Below are 26,968 nucleotides of genomic sequence, written 5' to 3' on the forward strand. Positions count from 1 at the left end.
GCGGCCTAAAAAATGCTATAGTCTAAATACCTGATACTTGATGTATCTTCTAAATAAGGAAGTTGTATCCGATGCGCTGAAGGCTACAAAGGATTTTTGTGAATCAAAGCGAGTATGCCAAATGAATTGGGTTCTAAGTGAAGTAGCGGAAATGCCACCTAAATATCTACCGTGCTGCGTTGGAAACGTATGTCTTATCTCTTCCTCTTGCTCTTCGGTTTCTGCAACCTCGATGGCAAGTTTTTTATCACTGGATAATGGGTTGATGGCGACCTGGGCATGCTGGTCTACATCATTGAGTTGGATTAAGGCTTCCTTGGAATCGAGTTTTATGGAATCCTCTACCTTTAAATTGGAATGAACAAAGAAAAGCCCACACAGCAAGGTGAGCATTAGTGGTAAGGAATATTTTAAAAGACTTTGCTTCATTTCGGGGGTGAAATTATATCAAGAAAACCCTGATAACAAAAAGTGGTTGTTAAAAAAATGCAAAAATCGATAGAAAAGTGATTAATGAAGTTTAACGGGGCTTTTTTTATGTAATTAGTAATTAATGGTTTAGTATACCTTAATCTGTATAAATAGAACGTTAACCTTACGTTCGAGAAAAAATACAATGATTCCGTCCCGGACATTTATTTCCTCAAAGTTCAATTGGCAAAATCTTGCATGAAATTGTAAGCTATCTTTAGATCTAATAACACAAACGGATCAACTATCAATTAAGTATAAATAAACAAAAAATGAAGGCAATAGAAGTAGCAGCTATCGTAAACGCCAAGAAAGAAAAAACTTGGAAGTATTGGACGGAAACAAACCATATCAAAAATTGGAATTTCGCATCGGATGAATGGCACTGCCCAAACGCTGAAAGCGACCTTAGGGAAGGTGGTAGGTTTACTAGTAGGATGGAAGCCAAAGATGGGAGTATGGGCTTTGATTTTGGCGGTCAATTCACCAAAATAATACCTAATAATCTGTTGGAATACACCTTGGATGACGGACGGGAAGTATCCGTAATATTTGTGGACAAGGAGGGTCAAACGGAAATTGTGGAGACCTTTCAACCCGAAAACCAAAATTCCCTGGAGTTACAGCGGCAAGGTTGGCAGGCCATTTTGGATAATTTCAAGGACTACGTGGAATCCAATTAGACTTATTTTTTTAGGTTGGATACTTGAATTCCTTTAATATCAGGAAAAATGGGATTGTACGGAATCTACGGGTATTGTTGGAGATTTTTTATTTTAAAGTTGGTTATATTTGATGTAACCACCTAACAGTAAATAGTATGAAATCGATTTGGTTGAACCTTCCCGTTAAGGATATACACGTTTCAAAGACATTTTTCAAGCAAATTGGGTTTAGGGAAAATCCCATGCATGCCCATTCCCAGCAAATAGGAAGTTTTTTGGTTGGTGAGCACGATTTTGTCTTGATGCTCTTTCCTGAAAATGCCTTTCAGCATTTTGCACAGACGGGGATTTCCGATACCAACAAAGGTTCCGAGATGTTGATCAATTTGGATGCCCAGACCAGAACGGAAGTCGATGATATGGCCCAAAAAGTGAAAAATGCCGGAGGCAGGATTTTTGCCGAACCTTCCGAAGTCGATGGCTGGATGTACGCCATGGGTTTTATCGATAGGGACGGCCACCGTTGGAGCATGCTGCACATGGAAATGGATAAAATGCCGAAATAGATTTAATGGATTTTGCGATTGAAACCCATAAGGAAACAAAAAAGCCATCAATAAATTGAGGGCTTTTTGCGGTCTGGACGGGACTCGAACCCGCGACCCCCTGCGTGACAGACACGTCATTTATGGTTTTAATTGATTTTAAAAATAATTAAATGGCTGTTTTTCAGTAAATTAAAAATTATATAAAACCATATAGAACCAAATAACACCTATATTTGTTTATAAATAGTTTATAAATTTACAAACGTATGCTAACCACAAAAGTCCTTCTAAACAAAGTACGCCAAAAACAGGACGGAACCTTTCCGCTGGTGATACGCATCACCTATAATCGTAAATCTATATATCTGCCCTTGGGCTACAACTTGGCTGAAAAAGACTTCGATGCCAAGAATCAACGTATAAGGCCTTCAAGTAAAATAGCTTCGAATATTACGCGGCTGAACAACGGAATACAAGAAAAGCTGAAGAAGATTTACGACACTGTTTCCCGCTTGAAGGAAGATGGTAAAATTGAAAGTTTGTCGATGTCCTCAATCAAAAAAGAAATAGAGGGTAAGTCCGTTGGCAACATGGACTTTTTTCAATTCATCGATTCTCTAATACTAGATTTCAAAAAGGCCGGAAAATATGGTAATGCAGAAATCTATAGGACCCTGAGAAATAGAATAGAAAAATTCCATGGAAAGCGTTCCCTTCCTTTCCGTCAAATCAACTACGCTTTTGTAAAGAAGTTGGAGACGAATCATTACGCTTCCGGAAATACGGCCGGTGGTTTAAGTGTGTATCTCAGAACTCTGAGATCGGTTTACAAAAAAGCTATTAAGCACGGGATAGCCAAGGAAAATCACAATCCCTTTAACGATTATTCGATAAAGAACGGAACTCCTAAAAGACAATTTTTAAACAGGGAGCAATTACAAACTTTAAAGGAAGTATCAATTGAAGAGCCTCACTTGGCCAAGGCGCGAGACCTGTACATGGCTTCTTTCTACTTGCGAGGTATGAATTGGATGGATATGGCCTTGTTGAGAGGGGATAATGTACAAGGCGATTTTGAGCGGATAACATACATAAGGGCCAAAACAAAGAACAAATTGTTCTCCATCAAAATAACCCCTGCCTTAAAGCAAATGCTCCTTGACTATAATAAGGGCAAAATTCAAAAGGATGATTACATTTTTCCTATACTTACCAAGGATGTATCCCAAAATCAAACCCATGAAACCATAAAAAACAAACGAAAAAGGCAGAATATTTATCTAAAGCGTTTGGCGGAAAGACTTGAACTTCCAAAATTCACAATTTATACTGCCCGACACACCTATGCCAACATACTAAAGAGAAGCGGCGCGCCTAGCAATGTGATTCAAGATAGTTTGGGCCATACAACCGAGGCCATGACCCAAAGCTATCTAAGTTCATTTGAAACCAATGTTATTGATGATTATGATGCTAAAATCATGTCTTAAGTTTCATTTTGAATGAAGCTTTTTTTCTCGGTTTGATTAAAATCCCGCTTTTTCTTCTTCTCCCTAACCACAAAAAGTGCCCGATAGGGCACTAAATCCCAAGTCGGAAATTCCATTTTTTTTTAAGATTTCAGTCTCATAATAAGGTGCATTAACTTTGCCAATACAAAGGACCGAGAATAGGACATCTTGACGAAAAAAGGTTTGCTTTCCCGGTATTGTCTTATATAACTGACGTTTTATAGAAGAACCAAGCTAAAAATATTATGAAACGTTATTCTACCCCCACTTCATCTTCTGCAACCGCACCGCATTAAAAATTGCCAATAATGCTACCCCAACATCGGCAAAGACCGCTTCCCACATTGTGGCAAGTCCACCTGCGCCCAGAATAAGCACGATAATTTTTACCCCGAATGCCAAACCGATATTCTGCCAAACAATTTTTCGGGTAGAACGACCGATTTTAACCGCCGTGGCAATCTTGCTTGGTTGGTCGGTCTGTATGATGACATCTGCGGTTTCGATGGCCACATCGCTTCCCAAACCGCCCATTGCGATACCCACATTGCTTGCAGCGAGTACGGGCGCATCATTGATGCCATCACCCATAAAGGCAACTGTGGTGTCAGGTTTTTTTTTCAGTTCTTCAACCTCGGTCAGTTTATCTTCCGGTAGTAGACCTCCTTTTGCCCAATCGATATTCAATTCTTTGGAAACCTTTTGGGTAATGGAATCCTTGTCGCCCGAGAGCATTATGATTTTAGAGATACCCGCCTCTCGTATCTGTTTGATGGCTTGGTGGGCATCTTCCTTCAGTTCATCGGCAATCGTCACGTATCCGGCAAATTTTTTATCGATGGCTACCATTACTATGGATTCGACTATGGTATCGGTTTCAGAGGGAACTTCGATGCCGTTGGAAACCATCAAAGCCTTATTGCCGACCAATACTTGCTTTCCGTTGACCGTACCTTTCAGTCCTTTTCCTGCCACTTCGGAAACTTCGGTCGCTTCAAAATCGGCACCATCGGCCTTATATTCCAGAATTGCCTTTGCAATGGGATGGGTGGATTGTTCTTCCATCGCCATCAGATATTGCATAAATTCCGCTTCTGCAAAAGCGGATTTGTTGACCACTTCCTTAATCTTGAAGACCCCTTTGGTAACTGTACCCGTTTTGTCCATTACCACGGTATTTACCTTGGTAATCGCATCGAGAAAGGACGCACCTTTGAACAAAATCCCGTTGCGGGATGCCGCACCTAATCCGCCAAAATAGCCCAAGGGAATGGATATGACCAAGGCACAGGGACAGGAAATTACCAAGAAAATCAGAGCGCGGTAGAGCCAATCCCTAAACACATAATCGTCCACGAAGAAATAGGGCAAAAACGTCAGTCCGATGGCAAGGAAAACCACGATGGGTGTATAAATTCTGGCGAATTTTCTAATGAACAGCTCCGTTTTAGATTTTCGGGCGGTAGCGTTCTGAACCATATCCAAGATTCGGGCGATGGAACTGTCCTTAAATTCTTTGGTAGTCTTTACTTCAATGACCCCATCCAAGTTGATGCTTCCTGCATAGATTTTTTCGCTCTTGGCAATGGTATCGGGTTTGCTTTCACCGGTAATGGCAGCCGTGTTCAGCGATGCTTTTTCTGAAAGTAAAATGCCGTCCAAAGGAATTTTTTCGCCTACGCGAACCTGAATTCTTTCACCAATCTCGACCGTTTCGGGATTGACCGAAACAAAATCCCCATTTCTATAAACCAATGCTTCATCGGGTCGCGCATCCAAAAGTGCCTTTATATTTCCCTTCGCCCTATTTACCGCAGCGTTCTGGAAGAGTTCGCCCACGGCATAAAATAGCATTACGGCCACACCCTCGGGATATTCGCCTATGGCAAATGCCCCCAAGGTGGCAATGGACATCAAGAAAAATTCCGTAAAGAAATCACCGTTCCTGATACTGTTCCAGCCTTCTTTAATTACAGGAAACCCAACGGGAATGTAAGCTACAGTGTACCAAATAATCCGCACCCAGCCCCTGAAGAATGGGAACGTATCGAAATAATCTATGGCAATGCCCGTAATCAGCATTAAAAAGCTGAAAATGGCGGGCAAGTAGGTCTTAAAATTGGATACCTCTGCGGCACTGCTATGGTTATGTCCGTCATCGTGACTGTGCTCACCTTGATGTTCTTTCGGGTCTAAATCCCGTAAGTTTACTTTTTTCTTTTTCATTGCGTTTTTCGGTATTTATTTAAAATTTTGGCTATGTCTTCGGGCATTTCCATTCTTTTCAATGGTGGCACATCGCTTCCACCGGTATTTCCAATGGGTACGTGGTCGATAAATGATTTCCAACCACCAACCAAAAGTCGCAACACCTGACCCAGAACTTCTTTTGTGTTTCGCTGGCGTAACCCGAATTTTAACATTGACCAATGGGTATAGGTATGTTCCAACGGGTAGGATTGACCGAGAATATGGGAACGTTCAAGGTGATGCCAAGCTTGGGATGAATTTCCACTATGTAATGAAGAACGATATAGGTTCAGTTCATCTAAATAAAATGCTCTAAGGCCTATTGGTATGGTGGTATTAAATTTCATTATTTATTATTCATTTTTAAAGTGCAAGGTATGTATCTGACCTATGCAACGGAAGTGCATTATTGTCCGCTGCATTTGTCACAAATACCCTTCAGTACCAAATTGGCATCCTCTGCCACAAAGCCTTCTGGCAGATTGATATGTGGAATCTTATGTTCGGTCAGGCAAACGGTCTCATCGCAATTGTTACAATGGAAATGCAGGTGCAAATCTTGTTCAAGGTTACAATCGCAACCAGGCTCACAAAGTGCATATTTTTGTATGCCTGTACCATCATCTATTTGGTGCACAATTTTCTTTTCTTCAAAGGTGCGCAACGTTCTATATAAAGTCGTACGCTCTGCTTTCGCGAAAGCGGCTTCAATATCTGTCAATGATATGGCTACTTCCTTTTCTGCCAAATATTTATAAATCAATAACCGCATCGCCGTCGGGCGAACGCCATTTTCAGTGAGTCTTTGTTCTATTTTTTTCATTTTATAATTGTCTGTATTAATGTCCGTGTTCTTCCGCTTCGCCCTTTTTTAGTTCCGCCATTAGGTAGTAGGCGTTGTTATAGGCGTATTGTGTGTTCGGTTCTTGTTCGCTCAAAAAATCAATGGCAATCCAATCGCCATCGTGGGTGCCTTTGGTGATTTCAATGGGTTTGAATGACCAATCGTCACCTTCCTTTTCTGCCGAGAATACAAAGAATCTCTCGCCATCGGCTGCTATGGCAGCTTCGGGCATCGCCTTAGTTTGTGTATTTTCCGTTTGGATGCGCCCCTGAATGTACATCCCGGGAATCAGGTTGCCTTCCTTGTTCTCGATTTCAGCGTGTACGTGAATAGCCTTCGGATTTTGTTCAAAGGTCTTTCCTACGGAATAGATTTCGGCAGTCAGTTCCTTTCCGGGAATGGACTGTACATTGAAAACCACTTTTTGCCCTTCTTTCACCTTATGGACATCCTTTTCGAAAACCATCAAATCTGCGTGTACGTGATGGGTGTCCACAATTTCCATAAGGTCGGTCTGTGGTTCTACGTACTGCCCAGTCTTAATTTCTACTTTTTGGACGAATCCTTCAATGGGGCTTCTAAGAGATACACGCTGATAAATTGTACCGTTTCTTACGCCTGGTGCGCTGATACTCAACTGTTGCAGTTGCGCCTCAAGACCTTTTACCATACTTCGGGATGCCTGGTATTCGGCTTCTGCCTTTTGAAAATTGGCACCGCTGCCGACACCTGCATCGTACAGGGTTTTTTGCCGCTCATATTCCTTTTTAAGAAATTGACTATTACTGAAAGCATTGAGGTAATCCGTTTGTTTCTCGATGATATTGGGGTGGGACAGATAGGCGACCGTTTGCCCCTTATTAACCTTATCACCCTCGATAACTTCGATGGATACCACGTTGGCACCTACTACCGTTGTGATGGTGGCCTCGTTCTGAGGTGGGACTTCCAACTGCCCGTTGGCTTGCACATAACCGCTCATATTCCGCATTTGCAGGGTGTCGATTTCCATTTGTAGTGCATCGAACTGTTTAGCTGTGAGCATTACTTCCTCGGCTTCACCCTCGGAATGTTCTTTTTCCATTTCCAGATTGGCATTTTTATTCCCTGCGGTTTCTTTGTTGGAATCGCCACAAGCGGTCAACGCCAAAAGCATCGCCAACAAACCAATAGCTGTGTATTTTGATAGATTCTTCATTTTATTATTTGAAATATTGTAGTGCAAAAACTGATTTTAGATAATTGTCGAGCGCGTCCAGCGCATCCATTTCCGTCTGTATGGCATCCCTAATAATTTGGGTGAATGCGGCATAATCCACGGCACCTTCCTTATAGGCTAATAACGCACCCTGTCGCTGTTCCTCGGCAAGCGGTAAGGCCTTGTCCTTATAGAATCGCCAGGATGCTTCCCATTTTTGATACGCTTGTACAGCTTGTCGATATTCCGATTGCAGTTGGCGTTTGGTAAAGTCCGCATTGGCTTTTGCAATTTCACTTTGGATTTTGGCTGCCTTGGCCTGACTGCGTTCTGTACCAGAAAACAATGGAAGGGATATTCCTGCCTGATAAGTGTAGAATCCGTTACTGCCATTCACCCGTTGCAATCCGCCCTGAAGGTTGAGATTGGGCAACAAATCGGAACGTTCAGCTTGGTAGCTGGATTGGGCTTCCTCAATCCGCTTTCGCGAAAGTTCCAGTTCTGGATGGGTTTCTATGGTTGATGGAATTCCCAGTACTGCCATTTCATTTTCATCAAGGGTGTCGGGAACAGTATAGAACGTGTCGGAAACCAACCAAAGATTAAGCTTCTGTAGGGCAATGGCATAGTCACTTTCGGCCTGTTGAAGTTTATTGTTGATTTGTAATGCCTGATTGGTTGCCGATGAATATTCCAAACGTGAAATGGCCTCTACCTCGTAATTCAGTTCAATCGCCTTTTCAAATTGCGAGTAGATGGAATCCAGTTCACGATACAGTTCAAATTTCTGCCGTTGCTGATAGGCCTGTGACCAAGCTTTTTTGACTTCCTGTTCCACTTGCAATGCGGTAAAGTCAAGTGCGGTTTCCGCCAAGGCGATACGCTGTTTTTGCAACCGCTTCTTCGCACCGATACCGAACAGGTTGATATTCTGTTGAACCACGCCAACAAGGGTATAAATGCCCTGACCATCAGAAACTTCCTCACCACCGGTAAACACTTGGGTATTCCCTAAATCATAGGCCGTACCTTTTAGGGCGTTCTGCTTTTGAATTTCCAGTTGTTTTGTTTTCAATAGCGGATAGTTTTCTTTGGATATTTCTACCGCTTGTTCCAATGAAACAACAGGTAATGTATCGTTCTGCCGAACTTGTTGCGCTTCCGCTTTCGCGAAAGCAAAAAAGAAACAGACCACCGCAGAAGCGGTTACGATTTTCGGATTGACCTTTATCTTGCGTTCCGAACGTCTTTCTACCCATTGATAGAAAATGGGAAGAATGAATAGAGTCAACAAGGTGGATGTAATCAATCCACCGATAACGACCGTTGCCAACGGTCGCTGAACTTCTGCCCCTGCCGATGCGGAAATTGCCATTGGCAGAAACCCAAGGATATCGGTAAAGGCCGTGAGCATAATGGGGCGTACCCTTCTTTTTGTTCCTTCAACGATTCGCTCTTTTAGGTTTATAACGCCTTCCTCTTTCAGTTCGTTGAATCCGCTAATCATTACCAATCCGTTCAGTACGGCAACCCCAAAAAGCACGATAAAGCCAACCCCTGCGGAAATACTAAAGGGCATATCCCTAAGCCAGAGAGCGAACACGCCACCAATAGTCGCCATCGGTATGGCCAGATAAATCATCAACGTCTGCGGAAAGGATTTTAATGCAAAATATATCAGGATGAATATGAGTAATAGCGCAATAGGAACCACGGTCTGCAATCGGTCGCTGGCCCTTTCCAGATTTTCAAAGGCACCACCATAGCGGATAAAATAACCTGGGGGTAAATCGAGGTTTGCATCCAGCTTGTCCCTTATCTCATTGACCAGCGATTCCACATCGCGACCACGTACATTAACGCCTACATAGGTTCTGCGATTGGTATTGTCCCTGCTTATCTGCATCGGTCCCGGTGTGTATTCGATGGCCGCCAGTTCGTGAAGTGGAATTTGTGAACCGTTCGGTAGATTGATATAGAGATTACGGATATCGTTGATATCGCTTCGGTTCTGCTCATCGAGCCTTACCACCAAATCAAAACGCTTTTCACCTTCAAAAATGACCCCTGCGTACCCACCTGCAAAAGCGGATTGCACCATCATATTGAGTTGGTCGATGCTTACGCCGTATTGGGCCAGTTTGTTTCGATTGTACTTTATCGTCATCTGCGGTAAGCCCGATGTGGCTTCTGCCCGCATATCGCCTATACCTTCAGTACCTGCGATGATTTTGGTAATCTCGTCCGCTTTGGACGCAAGTACATCGATATCCTCACCGTATATCTTAATGGCAATATCCTCACGGATGCCTTCCAATAGTTCATTGAACCGCATTTCGATGGGTTGCGTAAATTCATAATTGACACCAGGGATAATGCTCACCGCATCCTTCATCTTGTCAATAAGTTCATCCTTGGATTCGGCAGAAACCCATTCGTCCTGCGGTTTCAGGATTACGAATACATCGGCAAAGTCCATAGGCATTGGGTCGGTAGGCACTTCCGCAACACCGATACGGCTAACTATTTTTTCCACTTCGGGAAATTCGGCCTTTACGATGCGTTCTATTTTTGTGGTGGTCTCGATGGTCTCGCTCAATGAGCTTCCGGGTTTCAAAATAGCGTGGAAAGCAATATCGCCCTCGTCCAATTGCGGTATGAACTCACCGCCCATTTTAGTGAACGTGAAGATAGCCACGGCAAAGATGGCCACCGCAATACTAACGACCCATTTTCCTTTTTCCAAGGCATTTAACAATAGGGGCTCATACTTGCGTTGTACCCAATGTACAAAACGGTCGCCCCACGATTTCTTTTCCTTTTTTGGCGGTTTCAGGAATAATGCGGACATCATCGGCACATAGGTCAGACATAAAACCATTGCACCAATCATCGCAAAGATGAACGTAAGTGCCATAGGCTGGAACATCTTGCCCTCGACACCTTCCAATGCCAAGATGGGTAGGAAAACGATAAGGATTATCAGCTGTCCGAAGAAGGCTGCGTTCATCATTTTTTTGGATGCATCGGCTGCAATTTCGTCACGGTCTTTCTTATCCAAAGATTTCTTTTTAAGCACATAACTGGCCATAAGAAATACACTCGCTTCCACGATAATGACCGCCCCATCTACGATAATACCAAAGTCGATTGCACCCAAGCTCATCAGGTTCGCCCATACGTCAAAAACATTCATTAGGATAAAGGCAAACAATAGGGATAGGGGAATGGTCGATGCCACAATCAGTCCGCCACGCCAGTTCCCCAAAAGAAAGACGAGTACAAAAATCACGATGAGCGCGCCTTCCAGAAGATTGTTGCGTACCGTGCCCGTTGTCTCACTTATGAGTTTACTTCTATCCAACAAGGGTTCGATGACCACGCCTTCGGGAAGTGATTTCTGGATTTCCGCCATCCTATCCTTAACGCGGACAATGACCTCGTTTGAGTTTACGCCTTTGAGCATCATCACCAGTCCACCGACGACCTCGCCTTCGCCATCCTGCGTTAATGCCCCATAGCGAACGGCGGAACTGAAGCGTACATCGGCCACATCGTTTACGGTGATGGGCACACCATTTTCATTTTTAATAACGATTTTCTTGATGTCATTGAGGTTGCGTACCAAACCTTCACCCCGAATGAAGTTGGCCTGGTGGTTCTTTTCGATGTAGGCACCACCCGTATTCCTATTGTTTGCTTCCAAAGCTTTAAATACATCGGTAATGGTAAGCCCGATAGCCTTCAATTCGTTGGGGTCAACGGCCACTTCATATTGTTTAATCTTTCCACCTATCGCATTGATTTCAACGACGCCAGGCACCATCGCCATTTGTCGTTGTACAATCCAATCCTGCATCGTGCGCAAGTCGGCAAGGGAATACTCGTCCTGAAACTCAGGCTTGACCTTTAAGGTGTATTGGTACACTTCGCCCAAACCAGTTGTAATAGGTCCCATCGATGGCTGGCCCAATTCCTCTGGAATTTGCTCGCGTACCTCAGTCAGTTTTTCGGAAACGAGCTGGCGTGGCAAAAAGGTTCCCATATCATCGTCAAAAACTACCGTTACCACCGATAGCCCGAATCGGGAAATCGAACGGATTTCCTTGACATCGGGAAGGTTGCTCATCGCCACTTCCACGGGATAGGTTACGAACTGTTCGATATCCTCTGTACCCAGATTGGGCGATTGCGTGATGACCTGTACCTGGTTGTTGGTTATATCCGGCACAGCATCTATGGGAACTTGGGTCATACTGTAGATACCGGCACCGATGAGTGCCAGTGTAAGCAGACCGATAATAAATTTGTTATTGATTGAAAAATCAATGATTCTGTTAATCATAGATTTAGGTGTTAATTCAGTTAAAAATGAAATTGTGCTTTCCCTTCGACTGCGCTTTGGACAGGCGCGCAAGGCAAATACACCATTTGAAGTTTCCTAAAGCTGAAAACTTCAAAACTGGATATAGTAATCCTGTAAAACTGAATTAAACCTGCGGGGGCTGAAAGAGAGAGAAAGTAATATCCTTACCGATACTGTCGAAGTGGGAAAAGTTATCCTGTGGAATGGTCGCTTGAAGCGGTTCGAAGTTAGCAATACCAAAGTGTATCGTGTGAACGTGACAGCAGTGGCACTGGCAGAACGGTGAGCAAAGTTCGCAATCGTCACCGTGGTCACCATCAAAATCAACTACTGAAACGGTTTGGGAATCGTCGGCGACATCACCAACATCGCTACAAGGCACCACATTGAGCGCCAAGAAGTAAATCGATAATATGATTGCCAAAACTTTCACGATGCAAAGATAACAGAATTTCGGTGCAACAGGGTTGCAAAGTCCTATTTCAACGAATCAATCACACTACCGCACGTTAACATTGCATCACCATAATAAGGATTACGGATTTCTTCTTCGGTGCTCAACCAAACCGCACCTTTATTGTTGTTTGCCATTGGGCATTTTTGAACGTATAGGGGGTTGTCAATGCTTTCGAGATTCATTGCTATTGCAACCAAATTTTCATTGAGAATGACGAAATGACTACGTTGGTTTTCTAAATTAGAATTACTTGCAATGGCATCCAGCATTTCAATACTTTTGGATAGATGGGTTTTGAGCATTTTGTCCAAATCTTTTTGTGATATCACCTTCATTTTTTCGGAAGATACTTTCGCAAAATCGGAAACTTTTTCTGCATTACTCGCTACCAAAGCATCTTTGAGTTCAAGGTATGACGGCAAAGCCTTCACAAACTGTTCTTGAAAAGAAGTTGAAAGTGACATTTCCATCGCCATCATTTCTTTCTCTTCTTCAGTACTTTGATTCATCATCGATTTCTTCCCCTGCAATTGCGCAGCTGCATCTACGGTAAAAGTGCCATTGGTCACAATCTCATCGCCATTTTTTAAACCGGATGTAACCGTAAACATATCGCCATTGCGATTGCCAAGAGTAACTTCCCGCATTTCAAAAACAGGTTCGTTGGCGTTGGTTTTGATGTACACCAAAGACCGTTCACCCGTCCACATCACAGCACTTGCAGGTATGGTCAGGTTTGATTCCGTATTTACCGTTGTTCCTTCTACTTTGCCAGTTACGAACATTCCGGGTTTTAGCATTCCATCGCTATTTTTGAGATTGGCCCGAACGGTTACGGTGCGGGTTTGGGTATTCAGAACAGGGTCTATAAATGAGACCGTTGCATCAAATTCCTTATTTGGATAAGCATTTGTCGTTACTGAAATTTTCTGCCCTTTTTTAAACTCTGAAATCTGGTTTTCGTAGGCATCAAATTCCGCCCATACAGAGTTTAGGTTACTCACCTTTACAATGGGCTGTCCCTGTTTTACATAGTCGCCTTCGGCAGCCATTTTTTCTGAAACCGTTCCGGATACGGTCGCATAAATCGGAAAGTTCTCTTTGACCTTGCCGGATTCCTCTATGCTATTGATTTGGGCTTCCGAGAGTTTCCAAAGTTTCAGTTTGTTGCGTACCGCCTTGTATAGTGAGGGTTGCGATTCTTTTAGCGAAGCCGCAGTAATCAATTCTTGCTGAGCAGCTATCAGATTAGGTGCATAAATGGTTGCCAACAATTGCCCTTTTTGTACTTCCTGACCTTCAAAATTGACGTTGAGCCGTTCAATTCTACCATCGAAATAACTGGCCTGCACCGCATTTTCTTCCTCGTTCATCTTGATTTTTCCCGAAAGGGAAATCATATTCTCATCATCTACAGAAGCATTTCCCACGATGGATGTTTGGATGTCCGCCAATGCCATCGCATTTTTGGTCATCTTTATTTCGTTCATTGCAAGTCCATCAGCACCTGATTCCGCAGGAATTAAATCCATTCCGCAAATGGGACAATCACCTGGTTCGGGTTGCATAATCTGGGGGTGCATCGAGCAGGTCCACATTTGACCTTCCGCTTCTGTGGAATGGTCGTGCTTATCTGTCATAGATTCTTCCGATGAGCCACCGAAAATGAGCCAACCACCAAGCAGTCCGACAACGACTGCAATAGCGATATATATGAAATTCTTGTTCATAGCTATTTATTTTTCGTTCTGTAATCGTTCAATCATTTCTTTCATTTCGGCAATTTCCCTGCGCTGTGCCTTGATGATTTCTTCTGCCAGTTTCTTCACCTCTGGGTCTTTGATGTCCGCTCGTTCACTGGTCAATATAGCGATGGAATGATGCGGTATCATTGCTTTCATCCATAGTACGTCACCTACTGTGGATTTTTGGTCGCGAACCAAAAACAATGCCCCAAAAAACAAGACCAAACTACCTAAAAGAATGGCAATATTCTTTTTCTTGTCGGTGTACATCTTCCGCATAAAAAACCACATAATGACTGCCATTGCTGCTATGCCCAGACAGACCATATAGAAGCGCGTTAGGCTGAACCATACGTGGTCGAGTTCATAGGTGTTGAGATACATTGTGATGTACATTGCTACAAATGAGCAAGCCAGCATCATAAAAAATGTTCTGTATTTTCCTTTGTTTGCGTGTTTTGAATGTTCCATAGTTTTTGAATTTTTGGTGTTATTTGTTTCTCTTTTTTATTTTTCTGATTGTTGGTGAACTGATATACCATAACAAAAACCCGCTCAATACGGTAATCAATCCAAGTAGGGAAAAGGCACGTAGTACGGTTGTATTGAAATCGTCGCGACCTTCATAATCCATCGTATGGGTCATCCATAGAAAGTCGAACCAACGCCAATCCCGATGACGTAGCGTTTGGAATGCGCCATCTTTTTCGGAAACGTAGGCCTTGATGTTTTTAGGTGTTTCATAGCTGATGACATAGGCCGGAAGCGGTCTGCCACGATACTCGCTATGGCTGCCTACTTGCTCGATGCGCTCGATTCCTTTTACTTGAAGTTCCGGCAACATATTCCGTTCAGCGATTTTCAGAGCTTCACTTTCTGAGATTACTTTCTTTACTTTGCCTGTCTTGGCATCAAAGAGCTGTTTGTCATTAATCCAGTAAAAGGGTTTACCACCGATTTCCCGAAGTTCTACCGAGACTATTGCTTCTTCAAGATTCACTTCGGATGGACTTATCAAACTTGTAAAAGCAGATGCCTTTACTGGGTCTTGCCGAAATTGGTCACCGTGTATTTCGTCAATGTCTGTCCAACTAAAATACATCCCACTTATCGTCCACATCAAGAACTGGATGCCCAAGAAGATGCCCAAATAGCGGTGTACCTTTCTAATTTTTATCGCTGTTTTTCTTTTTACCATATAACTTAATCAATGTTTGAACCTTTAAGCCTAAGCGAATTGGCTATGACCGAAACCGAACTGAAACTCATCGCCAAAGCAGCTATCATTGGTGATAGTAAAATCCCAAAAAATGGATAGAGCAATCCCGCAGCAATGGGTATTCCCAAGGTGTTGTATATCATCGCAAAAAACAGATTCTGCTTAATGTTTCGCATTACCACATCGCTTAAATTTCTTGCCTTGACAATACCGTGTAGGTCGCCTTTGACCAAAGTAATGGCAGCACTTTCTATGGCCACATCAGTACCCGTTCCCATTGCGATGCCTACATCGCTTTTTGCCAAAGCAGGTGCATCATTGATACCGTCACCTGCCATCGCCACGACTTTTCCATTTTCTTGTAGTTTTTCAACTTCCTGCAATTTGTTTTCGGGAAGCATTCCCGCTTGAAAATCTGCAAGATTGAGTTCGTTGGCCACTGCCTGAGCTGTATCGTGGTTGTCGCCCGTGAGCATAATCACATCGATTCCCTTGTCCTGTAATTCCTTGATGGCCTTGGCACTCGTTTTCTTAATTTTATCACCAATTACTACATAACCGACAAGGTTTCCATCAATCGCGAGATAGGAAACGGTTTTGCCCTGCTTTTGGAAGAATTGGGCTTTTTCTTCCATTTCTTTGGAAAGCGTCGCCTTTGCATATTCCATCATTTTGGCATTTCCTAAAGCCACCTTTTTACCGTTTACATTACCTTCAACACCTTTACCGGTTACGGCATTGAACCCGTCGGCTTTTAAGAAATCAGCTTTTTGTTCTTTGCCGTATTTGATGGTGGCTTCCGCAAGGGGATGCTCACTTTGATTATTCAGGGAAACAATGTATTGCAGTACTTCGCTATCGCTGAAACCGTTATCAAAAGACCCCATTTTTTCCACCGTGGGTTTTCCTTCGGTAATCGTTCCCGTTTTATCCACGATAAGGGTATCTACCTTATCCATTTTTTCAAGTGCCTCTGCATTCTTGATGAGCACCCCATTTTGTGCACCCTTACCCACACCGACCATCACGGACATCGGTGTTGCCAATCCCAATGCACAGGGACAGGCGATAATCAAAACGGCAATGGCATTGACCAAGGCATACACATAAGCTGGTTCTGGTCCCCAAATTGCCCAAATCCCAAAAGTGATTACGGCGATGATGACCACGATGGGCACAAAGTAACCTGAAACGGTATCGGCCAGTTTTTGGATAGGCGCACGGCTACGACTGGCATCATTGACCATTTGGATGATTTGTGAAAGCAAAGTGTCGGAACCTACCTTTTCCGCTTTCATAAGGAAAGACTGGTTGCCGTTGATAGTTCCGCTACTGACTTTATCATCGGTTGACTTGTTGACTGGAATGGGTTCGCCCGTTATCATCGATTCATCGATGGATGTTTCGCCTTCGGTGATAACACCATCAACGGGAATTTTATCGCCCGGTTTTACCCGAAGAATATCGCCCAATTCAATTTGGTCGATGGCCACTTCCTGTTCCTCACCATCCACGACTTTAACTGCCTTATTTGGCGCCAGTTTTAAAAGTTCCTTGACCGCGGAATTTGTCTTGCTATGGGCTCGGGCTTCCAATAGTTGGCCAAGTAAAACTAACGTGAGAATGACCGTGGCCGCTTCAAAATACACGTGTACGGTGCCCGCTTCGGTCTTGAACTGGTCTGGGAAAAAGTCCGGCATCAGCATCCCGAATACACTAAACAACCAAGCTACACCAGCACCGATGCCAATGAGCGTGAACATATTGAGGTTCCACGTTTTTATGCTTCGATAAGCACGCTCGAAGAACATCCAAGTGGCATAGAACACCACGGGTAGGGAAAGTGCAAACTGAATCCAGTTCCAGTATTTCAGTTCCAAAATATCGTATAGCGGATTGTTGCTGACCATTTCGGACATCGCAATGATGAAAATAGGCAGTGTAAAGGCCGTGGCTATCCAGAACTTTTTGAGCAGTTTTTTATAGGTTTTTTCCTCTGCGGACAAATCTGGCTTCATCGGTACCAAGTCCATCCCACAAATGGGGCAGCTTCCCGGTTCATCCTTTACAATTTCAGGATGCATTGGGCACGTCCATTGTTCGCTGCGGGAACTGGCGGAAAAGCTTTGCTCTTCCACCAAATCCATTCCACAGACAGGGCAATCGCCTGGCTTGTCATAAGTATTATCGCCTTCACAGTGCATCGGGCAGTAGAACGTTCCGGTTCCCTTGCCTTTTGGTTTTTGCTTTTTCGCTTTCGTACTTCGACTATGCTCAGTATTAACTTTAGCCGAATCATCCTTGTGATGATGTTTGCCAGATTTGTGAATGCTATACGAACCACCATCTTGCTTTAGAGCTTCCTGAAATGATTCGATAGGAATATGCGATTCCATTTCAATGACCGCTTCAGATTTTTCCAAATCGACCAATACATCAATTACACCGTCCACTTTAGAGAGCGTTTTCTCGACGTGGGTTCTGCAACCGTTACAGGTCATTCCGTGTATGTGATAGGTGTGTTTCATTACTTTACTAATTTGTGTCTGTTACGGAAAGGGTTACTACGAACCATCATACTACCCTTCCCGCAGCAGGACTTTATTCCAAGCTATCTTTTAGTTTATTCATATAGTCAATTACTGCTGTTTTGTTCGCCTCAGAAAAAATTGCATCCCGATGAATTAGCGTGTAACTATCCAAAGGCATTTCCCCATCCTCGATCTGGTTTATGATAGACCGTAATTTGCTATTTTTCCTTCGGTCGGAAAGGTTGCCCCATTCGTTGAAATTCAGCTCTGCCTTTCCTTCTTTGATATGATGTTCCAAGTACCAAGAAGAGGGTTGTACCTTGCTGTACCAAGGATAATCGGTATTATTGCTATGGCAATCATAGCAGGAAACCTGCAACGATTGTTCTACCGTTGCAGGTACATTGTTCACGAGCATAAAATCGGTTTGTGGTACGGTTTCACTCTGGTTATAGTCCACAGGAAAAAACTGGATGACCACAAAGGCAACCAATGCTATCCACGCTATGATTTTTACTATTTTCACTTAGTTGATTTCACGTTGCACCTTACCACATTTTAGCATTTGGGCACCGAAATAGGGGTTTCTGATTTCTTCATTCATACTTAGCCAAGCACCGCCTTTATTGTTATCGTACATTGGGCAGTACTGCTCATAAATGGTCATTGAAGTTCCCGTTATCGCCACCATATCGGTCATATCCTTGCTAAGCGTTTTAAAATGCTCGCGTTGGTGGGCTATATCGCTCTCGCCAATATGCTCGGCGTGTTCGGTGGCATCCTCAATGATATCGTTTAGTTCGTTCTGCTCGCTGTCCGAGTAGCTCGATGCATCAAAGGATTTGAGCGATTGTGCCAAGGTGTTGCCCAGTTCCTTTGCTTTGGAATTGTCATCGTTGACCAAAGCGTCCTTCAAGTTGAAATAGTCCTTCAATATCGCTTCTGCCTTGGCATCTTGGCTGTTATCCATAGCCATATCTTCCTTATCATCCATCTTTTCTTGATGTATTTCATTGCTCATTGGCTTGGCGGGTTCGTTCTTATTTCCGTCCTTGCAGGAAACTGTTACCATCACTACGGTAGCAAGTGCCATTGTACCTATCGTTCTCTTTACTGTTTTCATTTTGTGTTTGTTTTAAATTGTTACTTTGTTAAAATCGGGCTAAAAGACCGCCACCCCAGCCATATCGGTTATTGTAATTTGCTTGTATTGAAAAATTTCGGGATAGGATATAAGAGGTTCCCACCAACCATTGCGTTTCGCCCTGATAGGATGTATCGCCTATATCGTTCACCCAACCAAAGTCTGCCCGGTATTCGTATTCCCCTTCAAGGAAAAAGCGTGGAAAAAGCAACAGTTCCCTATCGAGACGTATCCTTGGGCGCAGTTGATGGTCTACACTCACATCTACATTAAATCGGTAAGGCGTAAAGTATTTTACACCAATTAGACCTACTGTATTAAAGGTGTCATACGAGTCGGGTGTAGAAGTTTCGGTATTTACTCCTACATAGAGGCGCACCCAATCATTGAGATACCTATTATAGTTTACTTCGGCTTCAAGGTTTTTGTTATAATCGAACTCTGCTCTTAAACCAAATTCATTCCGAATATTGCTTGACATCAGAAATAGTTCATTAAAGTTTGAGCCTGCACGCAACAATCCCCAAGAATAGTAATGGTCTGTTTCGTCAATCAGTTTTTGAACGGGAAAGTTTTTCATCCTTTCATCCCTTGGGGTATCATAGCTGAATACGCGAGCCATACCGCCCATCATATGGTACAGGATGTGGCAGTGAAAGAACCAATCGCCATACTCCTCGTTATAGAACTCGATAACCACTTTCTGCATCGGTGGCACATTGACGGTGTGTTTCAACGGCGAGCGCTCACCATTTTCATTGATTACCCTAAAATAATGCCCGTGAAGGTGCATCGGGTGGTGCATCATCGTTAGGTTGTTAAGGGTAATGCGGGTTACTTCACCACCCCTGATTTTAATCTTATCCGTTTCTGAAAGTGGCACACCGTTAATACTCCACACATAGCGTTGCATATTTCCGGTCAGGTTTAATAGAATGTCGTTTACGGGCAAATCAGCCTTGTAGGTGGTATTTTCCTTCGCTTTTAAGAAATCATAGTTGAAATAGGTTTTACGGGTATCGTAATCAAAAGAGGAAGTGTCTTTTTGCATCATAGGCATATCGTGCCCCATATGGCCTCCCATCATATGCGAAGGTTCGGTAGATTTCATTGGCATTGAATCTTTTTTCATTCCTGCCATACCGTCCATCTTTTTATCCATCTTCATTTGCTTATGGTCGTCCATCTTCATATTGTCGCCCATTTCGCCTTTATTCATTGACATTTTGTCTTGCATTCCCATATTCATCTGGCCATCTTTCATATCCATTTTCATCCCGTAATTTTCCTTCAAAAACTCGGGTGTTTTTTTCTTTTTGTTACCCACCATTGCAGGGGCGCCCATCTTCATATCCATTTTGGCCATTTGTTTCATCATTGCAACCTTGTCCGGTCTCTCAATTCTTTTTGCTGGATACAGGCTTCCCTGTCCCAAGCGCAACGAGGTGCTACCAGAACCGTCTTGAGCGGTGGCGGTAACTTCCAAAGTACCTTCAGGGATGGTTACGATAACATCATAGGTTTCGGCAATACCAAAAAGGAAACGGCTTTTAGGTACAGGTTCCACATCAATACCATCGCCCGCAACGACCATAGGGTTGCCACCGCCAAAATCCATCCAGTAATAGGTAGAGGCGGATGCATTGATAAAGCGAAGCCGTACTTTTTCGCCTGTTTTGAATTCGGGATACTCGGCCAATGATTTTCCATTGGTCAGAAATGCCGGATAATAGATGTCGGCTATATCTGCTCCTTCCATACGGTCTCTCCAAAATTTCAGTTGTGCACCAAATGCGCCTTCCTTGATAACCCTGCCCAAAGGAACCGCCGTACCTTTTTTGACCTGATACCACTCGTTACCTCTTTTAAGGTTTCTCAAAACATTCATAGGATTTTCGTTGGTCCAATCAGAGAGTACCACAACCAAATCCTTGTCATATTCCAGAGTTTTTTCTTTTGGGTGAATAATAATAGACCCATAAACACCGCTTTGCTCCTGTAGCATCGTGTGGGAATGGTACCAGTAGGTGCCTGATTGGTTGATTGGGATTCTGTATTGAAAAGTTGTTCCTGGTTTAATAGGTGGCGTGGTCAAATAGGGAACGCCATCGTAAAAATTGGGTAATATCAACCCGTGCCAATGTACAGAGGTTTCCACATCCATTTTATTGGTAACATTGATAATGGCGAGGTCGCCCTCGGTGAATTCCAAGACTGGTCCAGGAATACTACCATTGATGGTCATTCCTTTTGCTGTTACACCAGCGAGCGTCATTTCATTTTCTTCAATGGTTAAGTTATACTCCTTGACAGGTCTACCTTCTTCATTTCTGTCCGCACCGTTTGTGCCTACTTGGGCAAATACAGTAGAAGAAAACAGCAATAGGGTGGTGATTTGTAATATTTTCATTTTTAATTTATTAAATAGTTTAAAAGTGCTGATTGCACGTAATACATCTTTATGGATTCGATTTGGTTCATCTGAAATTTCAGTTGCAATTCCTGAATGTCCAGCACATCGTTAAAATCGATGGTTCCCGTTTCATAATTCTTTATTAATATTTCCTCGGCATCGTTAGCCTGCATTAAACTCTTTTCTTGGGTATTGAACTGAATACGGGCTTGATTGCGCTGTGATTTTGCTTTCGCGAAAGCGGTTTCAAGTACATTCAAACGCTCTGTTTTTTGTGATTCGATTTCCAGTTGTCTCAGTTCGTTCTGTTTGGAAACCGATGAATAGCGGTTGTTGAAAATAGGTATGGACAGCGATACCATTGGCATCACGATATCCTTGCCGTTGTCGCTAAAGGTCATATCGGGACGTTCGGAAACGGGTACATAGTCCAATCCAAAACCGATGTTCGGGGCACTTTCCTTTTGGTTCAGCAATTCGGATTGTTCAATGGACTCGTAAAGTCTATCATATTTGAGCAGTTCGGGATTAAGCGCCAATCCTTCATCGCTGTATATCGGGTCTTCCGTTGGGATGGTCATTTCTGGGACGATTTCAACGGCAATGCTTTCCTTTCGGTTCAAAAGATTGTTGAAGCTGACCTGTTCCGCCAAATACTCCTCCTGCAAGACCTCTTTTTGTTGTTGCAGTTCGTTCTGGCGAATCTGCAACCGTAGAACATCAACTGCGGAAGCCTTGCCCACTTCCACAGAGGTCAATGCCAACCGTTCGTAAGTTTGTAGTAGTTGGATGTTTTCGTCCAGTACATCCTGTTTCGCATTGATGGCATATAGTTGATAGTAGGATTGGGCGACCGAAAGTGCCAGTTTTCGTTTGGCAATGGCAATTTCAACAAACTCGGTTTCCGCCATTGAGCTGGCATAGTTTTCCCGTGCCGTTATCGTACCGAACCACGGCAACATCTGCGAAATCGAAAATCGTGCCCGTTGCGCACCCGTTCGGGTTTCGGGTTCGCTTACAAAGTATCCTGCGCTTACCACAGTATTAGGTAGCGTATTGACTTCGTTCACTTTTTCTTCGGCGATATTGTACCGCAGCTCGTAAGCCTGAATATCTGGATTGTTCGCTTCTGCTTCCTGTATATAAGATTGAAGCTCTTGCGCTTCCGCGTAAAAAGAAACAAGCAATAATCCGATGATGATTTTTACATTTTTCATTTGCTCGCTCGTTTAAGTTGATTTTCTTCCCGCCAGCTATATAGTACGGGCAACAGGAAATATGAGGTTACATCAATGAGCATCCCACCCACAATGGGAATGGCCATTGGAATCATTATATCGCTTCCCTTTCCGGTGGATGTTAGCACTGGCAACAAGGCAAGAACGGTCGTTACGGTCGTCATCAAACAGGGACGGATACGCTTGCCTGCCGCTTCACGGGTAGCTTGACGAATGCCCGGTTTGTCATTCGGTTTTTCCTTATCGAAAGATTGGTCGAGATAGGTTGCCATCACCACACCGTCATCGGTAGCAATACCAAAGAGTGCGATGAATCCGACCCAGACCGCAACGCTCAGGTTGATAGTTTTGATATTGAACAACTCGCGAAGGTTCTCACCGAACAAATTGAAATTGAGAAACCAGTCTTGTCCATAGAGCCAAATCATCACAAAGCCACCTGCAAATGCTACGGCAATGGCGGTAAATACCATCAATGAGGTGGTGACCGATTTAAACTGAAAGTATAGAATGAGAAATATGATAATCAAGCATAGCGGAACCACGATGGACAGGGTTTTCTCTGCACGCAACTGGTTTTCATAGGTGCCCGTAAACTTGTAGCTGATGCCTTTGGGTACGGTCAGTTCGCCGCTGTCTATCTTTTCTTGAATCAAGGCCTGGGCATTTTCCACCACATCCACTTCGGCAAAGCCGTCCAGCTTGTCAAATAAAACATAGCCGACCAAGAAGGTGTCCTCACTTTTGATGACCTGCGGACCTTGCTCATACCGGATGTCCACGAGTTCGCCAAGGGGAACGGGGCTTCCTTTTTCCACGGGAACGTAGATATTCTTTAGGTCGGTCGGATTATCACGCAGCTCTCGTGGGTAGCGTACCCTAACGGCGTAGCGTTCCCTACCTTCGACTGTTTGGGTCAGGGGCATCCCACCTACGGCCACTTGCAGGATTTCCTGTACGTCCATAATCGAAACCCCGTAACGCGCCAACTGTTCCCGTTTGATATCCACCAACAGATAGGGTTTGCCCACGATACGGTCGGCAAATACGGCCTGTTCTTTTACACCTTCGGCCTGTTTCAATATTTCTTCGAGTTCCAAGCCGAAAGCTTCGATTTCCCGTAAGTCCTGCCCCTTGACCTTAATGCCCATTGGCGCGCGCATACCCGTTTGCAGCATCACCAATCGGGTTTCGATAGGCTGTAACTTAGGGGCGGAAGTAATACCGGGCAGTTTAGTGACCCTGACGATTTCGTTCCAGATATCATCCGGGCTCTGGATTTCAGGTCGCCAGTTTCGGTAGTACTCGCCATCATCATCGGGAATCAATTCGTTTCTTGTGATGGTAGTTTGCAATTGGGATGCTTCATAACTGGCATCGTTTTCTACTTCGTTGTTCGGATTAATATGGAACCTATCATTTTTCAATACAAAAAGTCCGTCGTCGTTTACCCGATAGCGTTGCCGTTCCCCTGAAGCGTTGCGCATATATTCCGACTTGTACTGAATCACGTTCTCGTACATCGAAAGCGGTGCCGGGTCAAGCGCGGATTCGGTGCGGCCTGCCTTTCCGACCACGGTCTCGATTTCAGGGATGGTGGCCACCGCCATATCCAATTGTTGCAAGACCCGTTTATTTTCGGCTACACCTGAGTGCGGTAGCGAGGTAGGCATCAACAGGAACGAACCCTCGTTGAGCGCTGGCATAAATTCCTTACCCGTGTTGCGCATTATGAAGAAACCGAGAACCAGCAATGTGGTGGGAATTATCAAGAACAGCAATCTGTTTTGCAATGCCCATCTTAAGATGCTATCGTAGTATTTTCTGAGTAGCGAAAAGATGCCCAGAACACCAAAACAGCTTACCGCTACAAAAATGAGGTTCATAATCAGGCTGCGGTCGAAGCCGAGCGGTCGCCAGTATTCAGCCAATAGGAATACAACTGCGATTGTGGCAATAGCCGTATTGATGAGATTTTTTTGCTTTACCGCTACGCTCTCCCTTTGGTCGTGAATCTCGCCAGCTCGATTTCGCGAAAGCGTAACACGCATCGATAAAATGGCTACCAAGCCAAAAGCGACAAGTACCAATCCTATCCAATACCCAAAAATCACTGCGGTGATTCCCAAAAGGATTAAAAGCCCATTGATGGCATATTTGAGCCGTTCCCGCATTTCGGTCTTTCTAAAGAAAGTGGCTGCGAATGGCGGTATAAGGAATAGGGCAATAACGAGTGCAGCGGCCAATGCCATTGTTTTGGTAAATGCCAATGGTCGAAAGAGTTTCCCTTCAGCACCAATCATCGTAAACACCGGAAGGAAACTAATTATTGTAGTCATTACAGCAGTAACAATAGCGCCGGAAACTTCGGATGTGGCGTTGTAAACGATTTCGTTTGTTGTATAGGGTTGACCGTTTTTGTTTACCCGCAAGTCTTCATCTTCCAGATGTCGAATCATATTTTCGGCAAGGATGACCCCGACATCTACCATCGTACCAATAGCAATGGCGATACCCGAAAGTGCCACAATGTTCGCATCCACATTAAAGAGCTTCATCGTGATAAAGACCATCAACACCGCCACGGGCAATAATCCAGAAATCAATATGGATGCTCTGAGATTGAAAACCATTATGATAATGACCAAAATGGTAATCAGGATTTCCAAGGTCAGGGCCTCGTTGAGCGTACCCAAGGTTTCTTGAATGAGTTCGGTACGGTCGTAAAAGGGGACAATAGTGACTTGGGAGGTTCTACCGTCGGCCAGTTCTTTTGAAGGAAGCCCCGAGCTTACCTCGTCGATTTGGTCTTTGACATTATTGATGACTTCCAGCGGATTGGCACCGTAACGGGCAACTACCACACCGCCCACGACTTCGGCACCTTCCTTGTCCAAAATGCCGCGACGTGTAGCTGGTCCCAAGTGTACCTTGCCTACATCCTTTATCCTGATGGAAGTGAAATTCTCGGAATCGACTACCGCATTTTCTATATCGGCTATGGATTTTACGTACCCCAGACCGCGCACCAGGTATTCGGCCTTGTTCATTTCCAAGGTTTGCGCACCGATGTCCTGATTGCTTTCCCTAACGGCCTTTACAATATCCGCCAGACCGATGTTGTACTGCCGCATCTTTTCGGGGTCAACATCCACTTGGTATTCCTGAACGTATCCGCCAATGGATGCCACTTCACTTACACCGCTTGCAGAAGAGAGCGCATATTTTACGTAGTAATCCTGTATGCTTCGTAGTTCCTGTAAATCCCATCCACCTGTAACGTTTCCCTCTTTGTCACGACCTTCCAGAGTGTACCAAAAAATCTGTCCCAATCCCGTGGCATCCGGGCCCAAGGCGGGATTGACACCATCGGGCAACAGACCGCTGGGTAGCGAATTGAGCTTTTCGAGGATGCGGCTACGCGACCAGTAGAATTCGATGTCCTCTTCAAAAATGATGTAGATACTGGAAAACCCGAACATCGAAGAACTACGAATGGTCTTGACGCCAGGTATTCCGAGAAGGGAAGTGGTGAGCGGGTAGGTAATCTGGTCCTCGATATCCTGAGGAGAGCGCCCTTGCCACTTGGTGAAAACAATCTGTTGGTTTTCGCCAATATCGGGTATGGCATCTACAGCCACAGGGTCATTGGGCAATATTCCGGTGTCCCAATTAAAGGGTCCGTTCACGATACCCCAACCCACGAAAAGGGCTAGCATCAGTACCGCAACGAGCTTATTTTCTATAAGGAATTTTATGCCTTTGTTCAGCATATAAAATGATAATTAGACAGTTATACAATTGTGGCTTGTTGCAATTCTAAAAGTTGAATACAACAAAACGTGCCCAGAACGGGATAACCGTTGGGCTTAGTGCCGTTCCGATGGGTATCGGAATCGGGCTACTGTCTAAAAATCAAATTAAATAAGTCTCGTAGAGTATCTGAACGTCCCGTTCAATAAAGGGGGGCGAGTAATCCTTGAAGGGAACGATATTTTCATCAAGTCCCTCGAAAAGATTGATATAGGTGTAGAAAAATGTGGCAACGAAGGTTTGTTGCTCAAAAGTAAGTTTGTTGAATGATGTTTTAAGGTCGTCGCTACCTTCCTTCACGATTTTTTGGTCTGAGCAACACGATTTATTGCTCATTGAAGGATTTTCACAACCCGTGGTTGGTTGTGCCTTTTCCATTCCGCAGGTTTCTGCCTTTGTGAAGAAACTAAAATCGACCAAAGAGTCCCCGCAGTAGTGTATATCAACCGTGAATGACATCGTAGTGAACATCACTACAAATGCCATTAAAACAGATAATATTTTATGGAAAACCTTTTTCATCGATGCAAAATTACAAAATTTTAAGATTCTTTT

General features: G+C 43.9%; 20 protein-coding genes. 3 read left to right on the top strand and 17 right to left on the bottom strand.

Annotation, left to right across the window (positions count from 1 at the left end; translation table 11 throughout):
* Positions 1–15 precede the first annotated feature (15 nt).
* On the bottom strand, positions 16–429 hold the full coding sequence (locus tag ACZ41C_RS09490) for a hypothetical protein (protein ID WP_464560977.1): 414 nt from the start codon (positions 427–429) through the stop codon (positions 16–18).
* 314 nt (positions 430–743) lie between these two features.
* Between ACZ41C_RS09490 and ACZ41C_RS09495 the strand changes: the two genes are divergently transcribed.
* The 3 genes from ACZ41C_RS09495 to ACZ41C_RS09505 all read left to right on the top strand — a co-directional run bounded on the left by ACZ41C_RS09495 (position 744) and on the right by ACZ41C_RS09505 (position 3,174).
* Complete coding sequence (locus ACZ41C_RS09495; protein WP_464560979.1) at positions 744–1,154, top strand: SRPBCC family protein; 411 nt, start codon at positions 744–746, stop codon at positions 1,152–1,154.
* A 137-nt stretch (positions 1,155–1,291) separates the two neighbouring features.
* Positions 1,292–1,702 (top strand): VOC family protein, encoded by a 411-nt coding sequence (locus ACZ41C_RS09500; RefSeq protein WP_138257811.1) that lies wholly within the window; start codon positions 1,292–1,294, stop codon positions 1,700–1,702.
* A 248-nt stretch (positions 1,703–1,950) separates the two neighbouring features.
* Positions 1,951–3,174, top strand: a complete 1,224-nt coding sequence (locus tag ACZ41C_RS09505; protein WP_138257810.1) for a site-specific integrase — start codon at positions 1,951–1,953, stop codon at positions 3,172–3,174.
* A 279-nt stretch (positions 3,175–3,453) separates the two neighbouring features.
* Here ACZ41C_RS09505 and ACZ41C_RS09510 read toward each other — a convergent pair whose 3' ends face one another.
* From ACZ41C_RS09510 to ACZ41C_RS09585, 16 genes are all read right to left on the bottom strand, one after another.
* Entirely contained in the window at positions 3,454–5,421 is a 1,968-nt protein-coding gene (locus tag ACZ41C_RS09510; RefSeq protein ID WP_464560982.1) for a heavy metal translocating P-type ATPase, read from the bottom strand.
* The gene (locus ACZ41C_RS09515; RefSeq protein WP_138257808.1) at positions 5,418–5,792 is read right to left on the bottom strand and encodes a DUF3703 domain-containing protein; all 375 of its coding nucleotides are present in this window, start codon (positions 5,790–5,792) and stop codon (positions 5,418–5,420) included. The genes ACZ41C_RS09510 and ACZ41C_RS09515 overlap by 4 nt, the downstream gene beginning before the upstream one ends.
* Before the next feature lie 59 nt (positions 5,793–5,851).
* The gene (locus tag ACZ41C_RS09520) at positions 5,852–6,268 is read right to left on the bottom strand and encodes a Fur family transcriptional regulator (protein WP_138257807.1); all 417 of its coding nucleotides are present in this window, start codon (positions 6,266–6,268) and stop codon (positions 5,852–5,854) included.
* 16 nt (positions 6,269–6,284) lie between these two features.
* Positions 6,285–7,487 carry an efflux RND transporter periplasmic adaptor subunit gene (locus tag ACZ41C_RS09525; RefSeq protein ID WP_149304610.1) on the bottom strand — a complete coding sequence of 401 codons (1,203 nt, stop codon included), beginning with the start codon at positions 7,485–7,487 and terminating at the stop codon, positions 6,285–6,287.
* Between the two features lie 4 nt (positions 7,488–7,491).
* A complete protein-coding gene (locus ACZ41C_RS09530; RefSeq protein WP_464560985.1) occupies positions 7,492–11,832 on the bottom strand; it encodes a CusA/CzcA family heavy metal efflux RND transporter in 4,341 nt (1,446 codons plus the stop codon).
* Between the two features lie 145 nt (positions 11,833–11,977).
* Positions 11,978–12,286 carry a DUF6660 family protein gene (locus tag ACZ41C_RS09535; RefSeq protein WP_338039241.1) on the bottom strand — a complete coding sequence of 103 codons (309 nt, stop codon included), beginning with the start codon at positions 12,284–12,286 and terminating at the stop codon, positions 11,978–11,980.
* A 44-nt stretch (positions 12,287–12,330) separates the two neighbouring features.
* On the bottom strand, positions 12,331–14,040 hold the full coding sequence (locus ACZ41C_RS09540; protein ID WP_138257803.1) for an efflux RND transporter periplasmic adaptor subunit: 1,710 nt from the start codon (positions 14,038–14,040) through the stop codon (positions 12,331–12,333).
* A gap of 6 nt (positions 14,041–14,046) precedes the next feature.
* Entirely contained in the window at positions 14,047–14,526 is a 480-nt protein-coding gene (locus ACZ41C_RS09545; RefSeq protein ID WP_045802073.1) for a DUF305 domain-containing protein, read from the bottom strand.
* A 19-nt stretch (positions 14,527–14,545) separates the two neighbouring features.
* Positions 14,546–15,253, bottom strand: a complete 708-nt coding sequence (locus ACZ41C_RS09550) for a PepSY domain-containing protein (protein ID WP_138257801.1) — start codon at positions 15,251–15,253, stop codon at positions 14,546–14,548.
* Between the two features lie 5 nt (positions 15,254–15,258).
* The gene (locus ACZ41C_RS09555; RefSeq protein ID WP_138257800.1) at positions 15,259–17,802 is read right to left on the bottom strand and encodes a heavy metal translocating P-type ATPase; all 2,544 of its coding nucleotides are present in this window, start codon (positions 17,800–17,802) and stop codon (positions 15,259–15,261) included.
* Positions 17,803–17,875: 73 nt separating this feature from the next.
* On the bottom strand, positions 17,876–18,331 hold the full coding sequence (locus tag ACZ41C_RS09560) for a heme-binding domain-containing protein (RefSeq protein ID WP_138257799.1): 456 nt from the start codon (positions 18,329–18,331) through the stop codon (positions 17,876–17,878).
* Positions 18,332–18,928, bottom strand: a complete 597-nt coding sequence (locus tag ACZ41C_RS09565) for a DUF3347 domain-containing protein (protein WP_138257798.1) — start codon at positions 18,926–18,928, stop codon at positions 18,332–18,334. It abuts the gene before it with no gap.
* A gap of 28 nt (positions 18,929–18,956) precedes the next feature.
* Positions 18,957–21,359: a multicopper oxidase domain-containing protein gene (locus ACZ41C_RS09570; protein WP_138257797.1), complete on the bottom strand. Its 2,403-nt coding sequence runs from the start codon at positions 21,357–21,359 to the stop codon at positions 18,957–18,959.
* 2 nt (positions 21,360–21,361) lie between these two features.
* Entirely contained in the window at positions 21,362–22,579 is a 1,218-nt protein-coding gene (locus tag ACZ41C_RS09575) for a TolC family protein (protein WP_119638282.1), read from the bottom strand.
* On the bottom strand, positions 22,576–26,373 hold the full coding sequence (locus tag ACZ41C_RS09580) for an efflux RND transporter permease subunit (RefSeq protein WP_149304611.1): 3,798 nt from the start codon (positions 26,371–26,373) through the stop codon (positions 22,576–22,578). Before ACZ41C_RS09580 ends, ACZ41C_RS09575 begins: the two co-directional genes overlap by 4 nt.
* Before the next feature lie 142 nt (positions 26,374–26,515).
* Positions 26,516–26,935, bottom strand: coding sequence for an HYC_CC_PP family protein (locus ACZ41C_RS09585; protein ID WP_138257795.1), 420 nt, complete (start codon positions 26,933–26,935; stop codon positions 26,516–26,518).
* Between the last annotated feature and the right edge of the window lie 33 nt (positions 26,936–26,968).

The sequence above is a fragment of the Maribacter sp. C-4077 genome (assembly GCF_055378385.1).

Bases quoted from the DNA above. Each gene is read 5' to 3' on its own strand.
- ACZ41C_RS09490 (WP_464560977.1), bottom strand. From the start codon at position 429: ATGAAGCAAAGTCTTTTAAAATATTCCTTACCACTAATGCTCACCTTG.
- ACZ41C_RS09495 (WP_464560979.1), top strand. From the start codon at position 744: ATGAAGGCAATAGAAGTAGCAGCTATCGTAAACGCCAAGAAAGAAAAA.
- ACZ41C_RS09500 (WP_138257811.1), top strand. From the start codon at position 1,292: ATGAAATCGATTTGGTTGAACCTTCCCGTTAAGGATATACACGTTTCA.
- ACZ41C_RS09505 (WP_138257810.1), top strand. From the start codon at position 1,951: ATGCTAACCACAAAAGTCCTTCTAAACAAAGTACGCCAAAAACAGGAC.
- ACZ41C_RS09510 (WP_464560982.1), bottom strand. From the start codon at position 5,421: ATGAAAAAGAAAAAAGTAAACTTACGGGATTTAGACCCGAAAGAACAT.
- ACZ41C_RS09515 (WP_138257808.1), bottom strand. From the start codon at position 5,792: ATGAAATTTAATACCACCATACCAATAGGCCTTAGAGCATTTTATTTA.
- ACZ41C_RS09520 (WP_138257807.1), bottom strand. From the start codon at position 6,268: ATGAAAAAAATAGAACAAAGACTCACTGAAAATGGCGTTCGCCCGACG.
- ACZ41C_RS09525 (WP_149304610.1), bottom strand. From the start codon at position 7,487: ATGAAGAATCTATCAAAATACACAGCTATTGGTTTGTTGGCGATGCTT.
- ACZ41C_RS09530 (WP_464560985.1), bottom strand. From the start codon at position 11,832: ATGATTAACAGAATCATTGATTTTTCAATCAATAACAAATTTATTATC.
- ACZ41C_RS09540 (WP_138257803.1), bottom strand. From the start codon at position 14,040: ATGAACAAGAATTTCATATATATCGCTATTGCAGTCGTTGTCGGACTG.
- ACZ41C_RS09545 (WP_045802073.1), bottom strand. From the start codon at position 14,526: ATGGAACATTCAAAACACGCAAACAAAGGAAAATACAGAACATTTTTT.
- ACZ41C_RS09550 (WP_138257801.1), bottom strand. From the start codon at position 15,253: ATGGTAAAAAGAAAAACAGCGATAAAAATTAGAAAGGTACACCGCTAT.
- ACZ41C_RS09555 (WP_138257800.1), bottom strand. From the start codon at position 17,802: ATGAAACACACCTATCACATACACGGAATGACCTGTAACGGTTGCAGA.
- ACZ41C_RS09565 (WP_138257798.1), bottom strand. From the start codon at position 18,928: ATGAAAACAGTAAAGAGAACGATAGGTACAATGGCACTTGCTACCGTA.
- ACZ41C_RS09570 (WP_138257797.1), bottom strand. From the start codon at position 21,359: ATGAAAATATTACAAATCACCACCCTATTGCTGTTTTCTTCTACTGTA.
- ACZ41C_RS09575 (WP_119638282.1), bottom strand. From the start codon at position 22,579: ATGAAAAATGTAAAAATCATCATCGGATTATTGCTTGTTTCTTTTTAC.
- ACZ41C_RS09580 (WP_149304611.1), bottom strand. From the start codon at position 26,373: ATGCTGAACAAAGGCATAAAATTCCTTATAGAAAATAAGCTCGTTGCG.
- ACZ41C_RS09585 (WP_138257795.1), bottom strand. From the start codon at position 26,935: ATGAAAAAGGTTTTCCATAAAATATTATCTGTTTTAATGGCATTTGTA.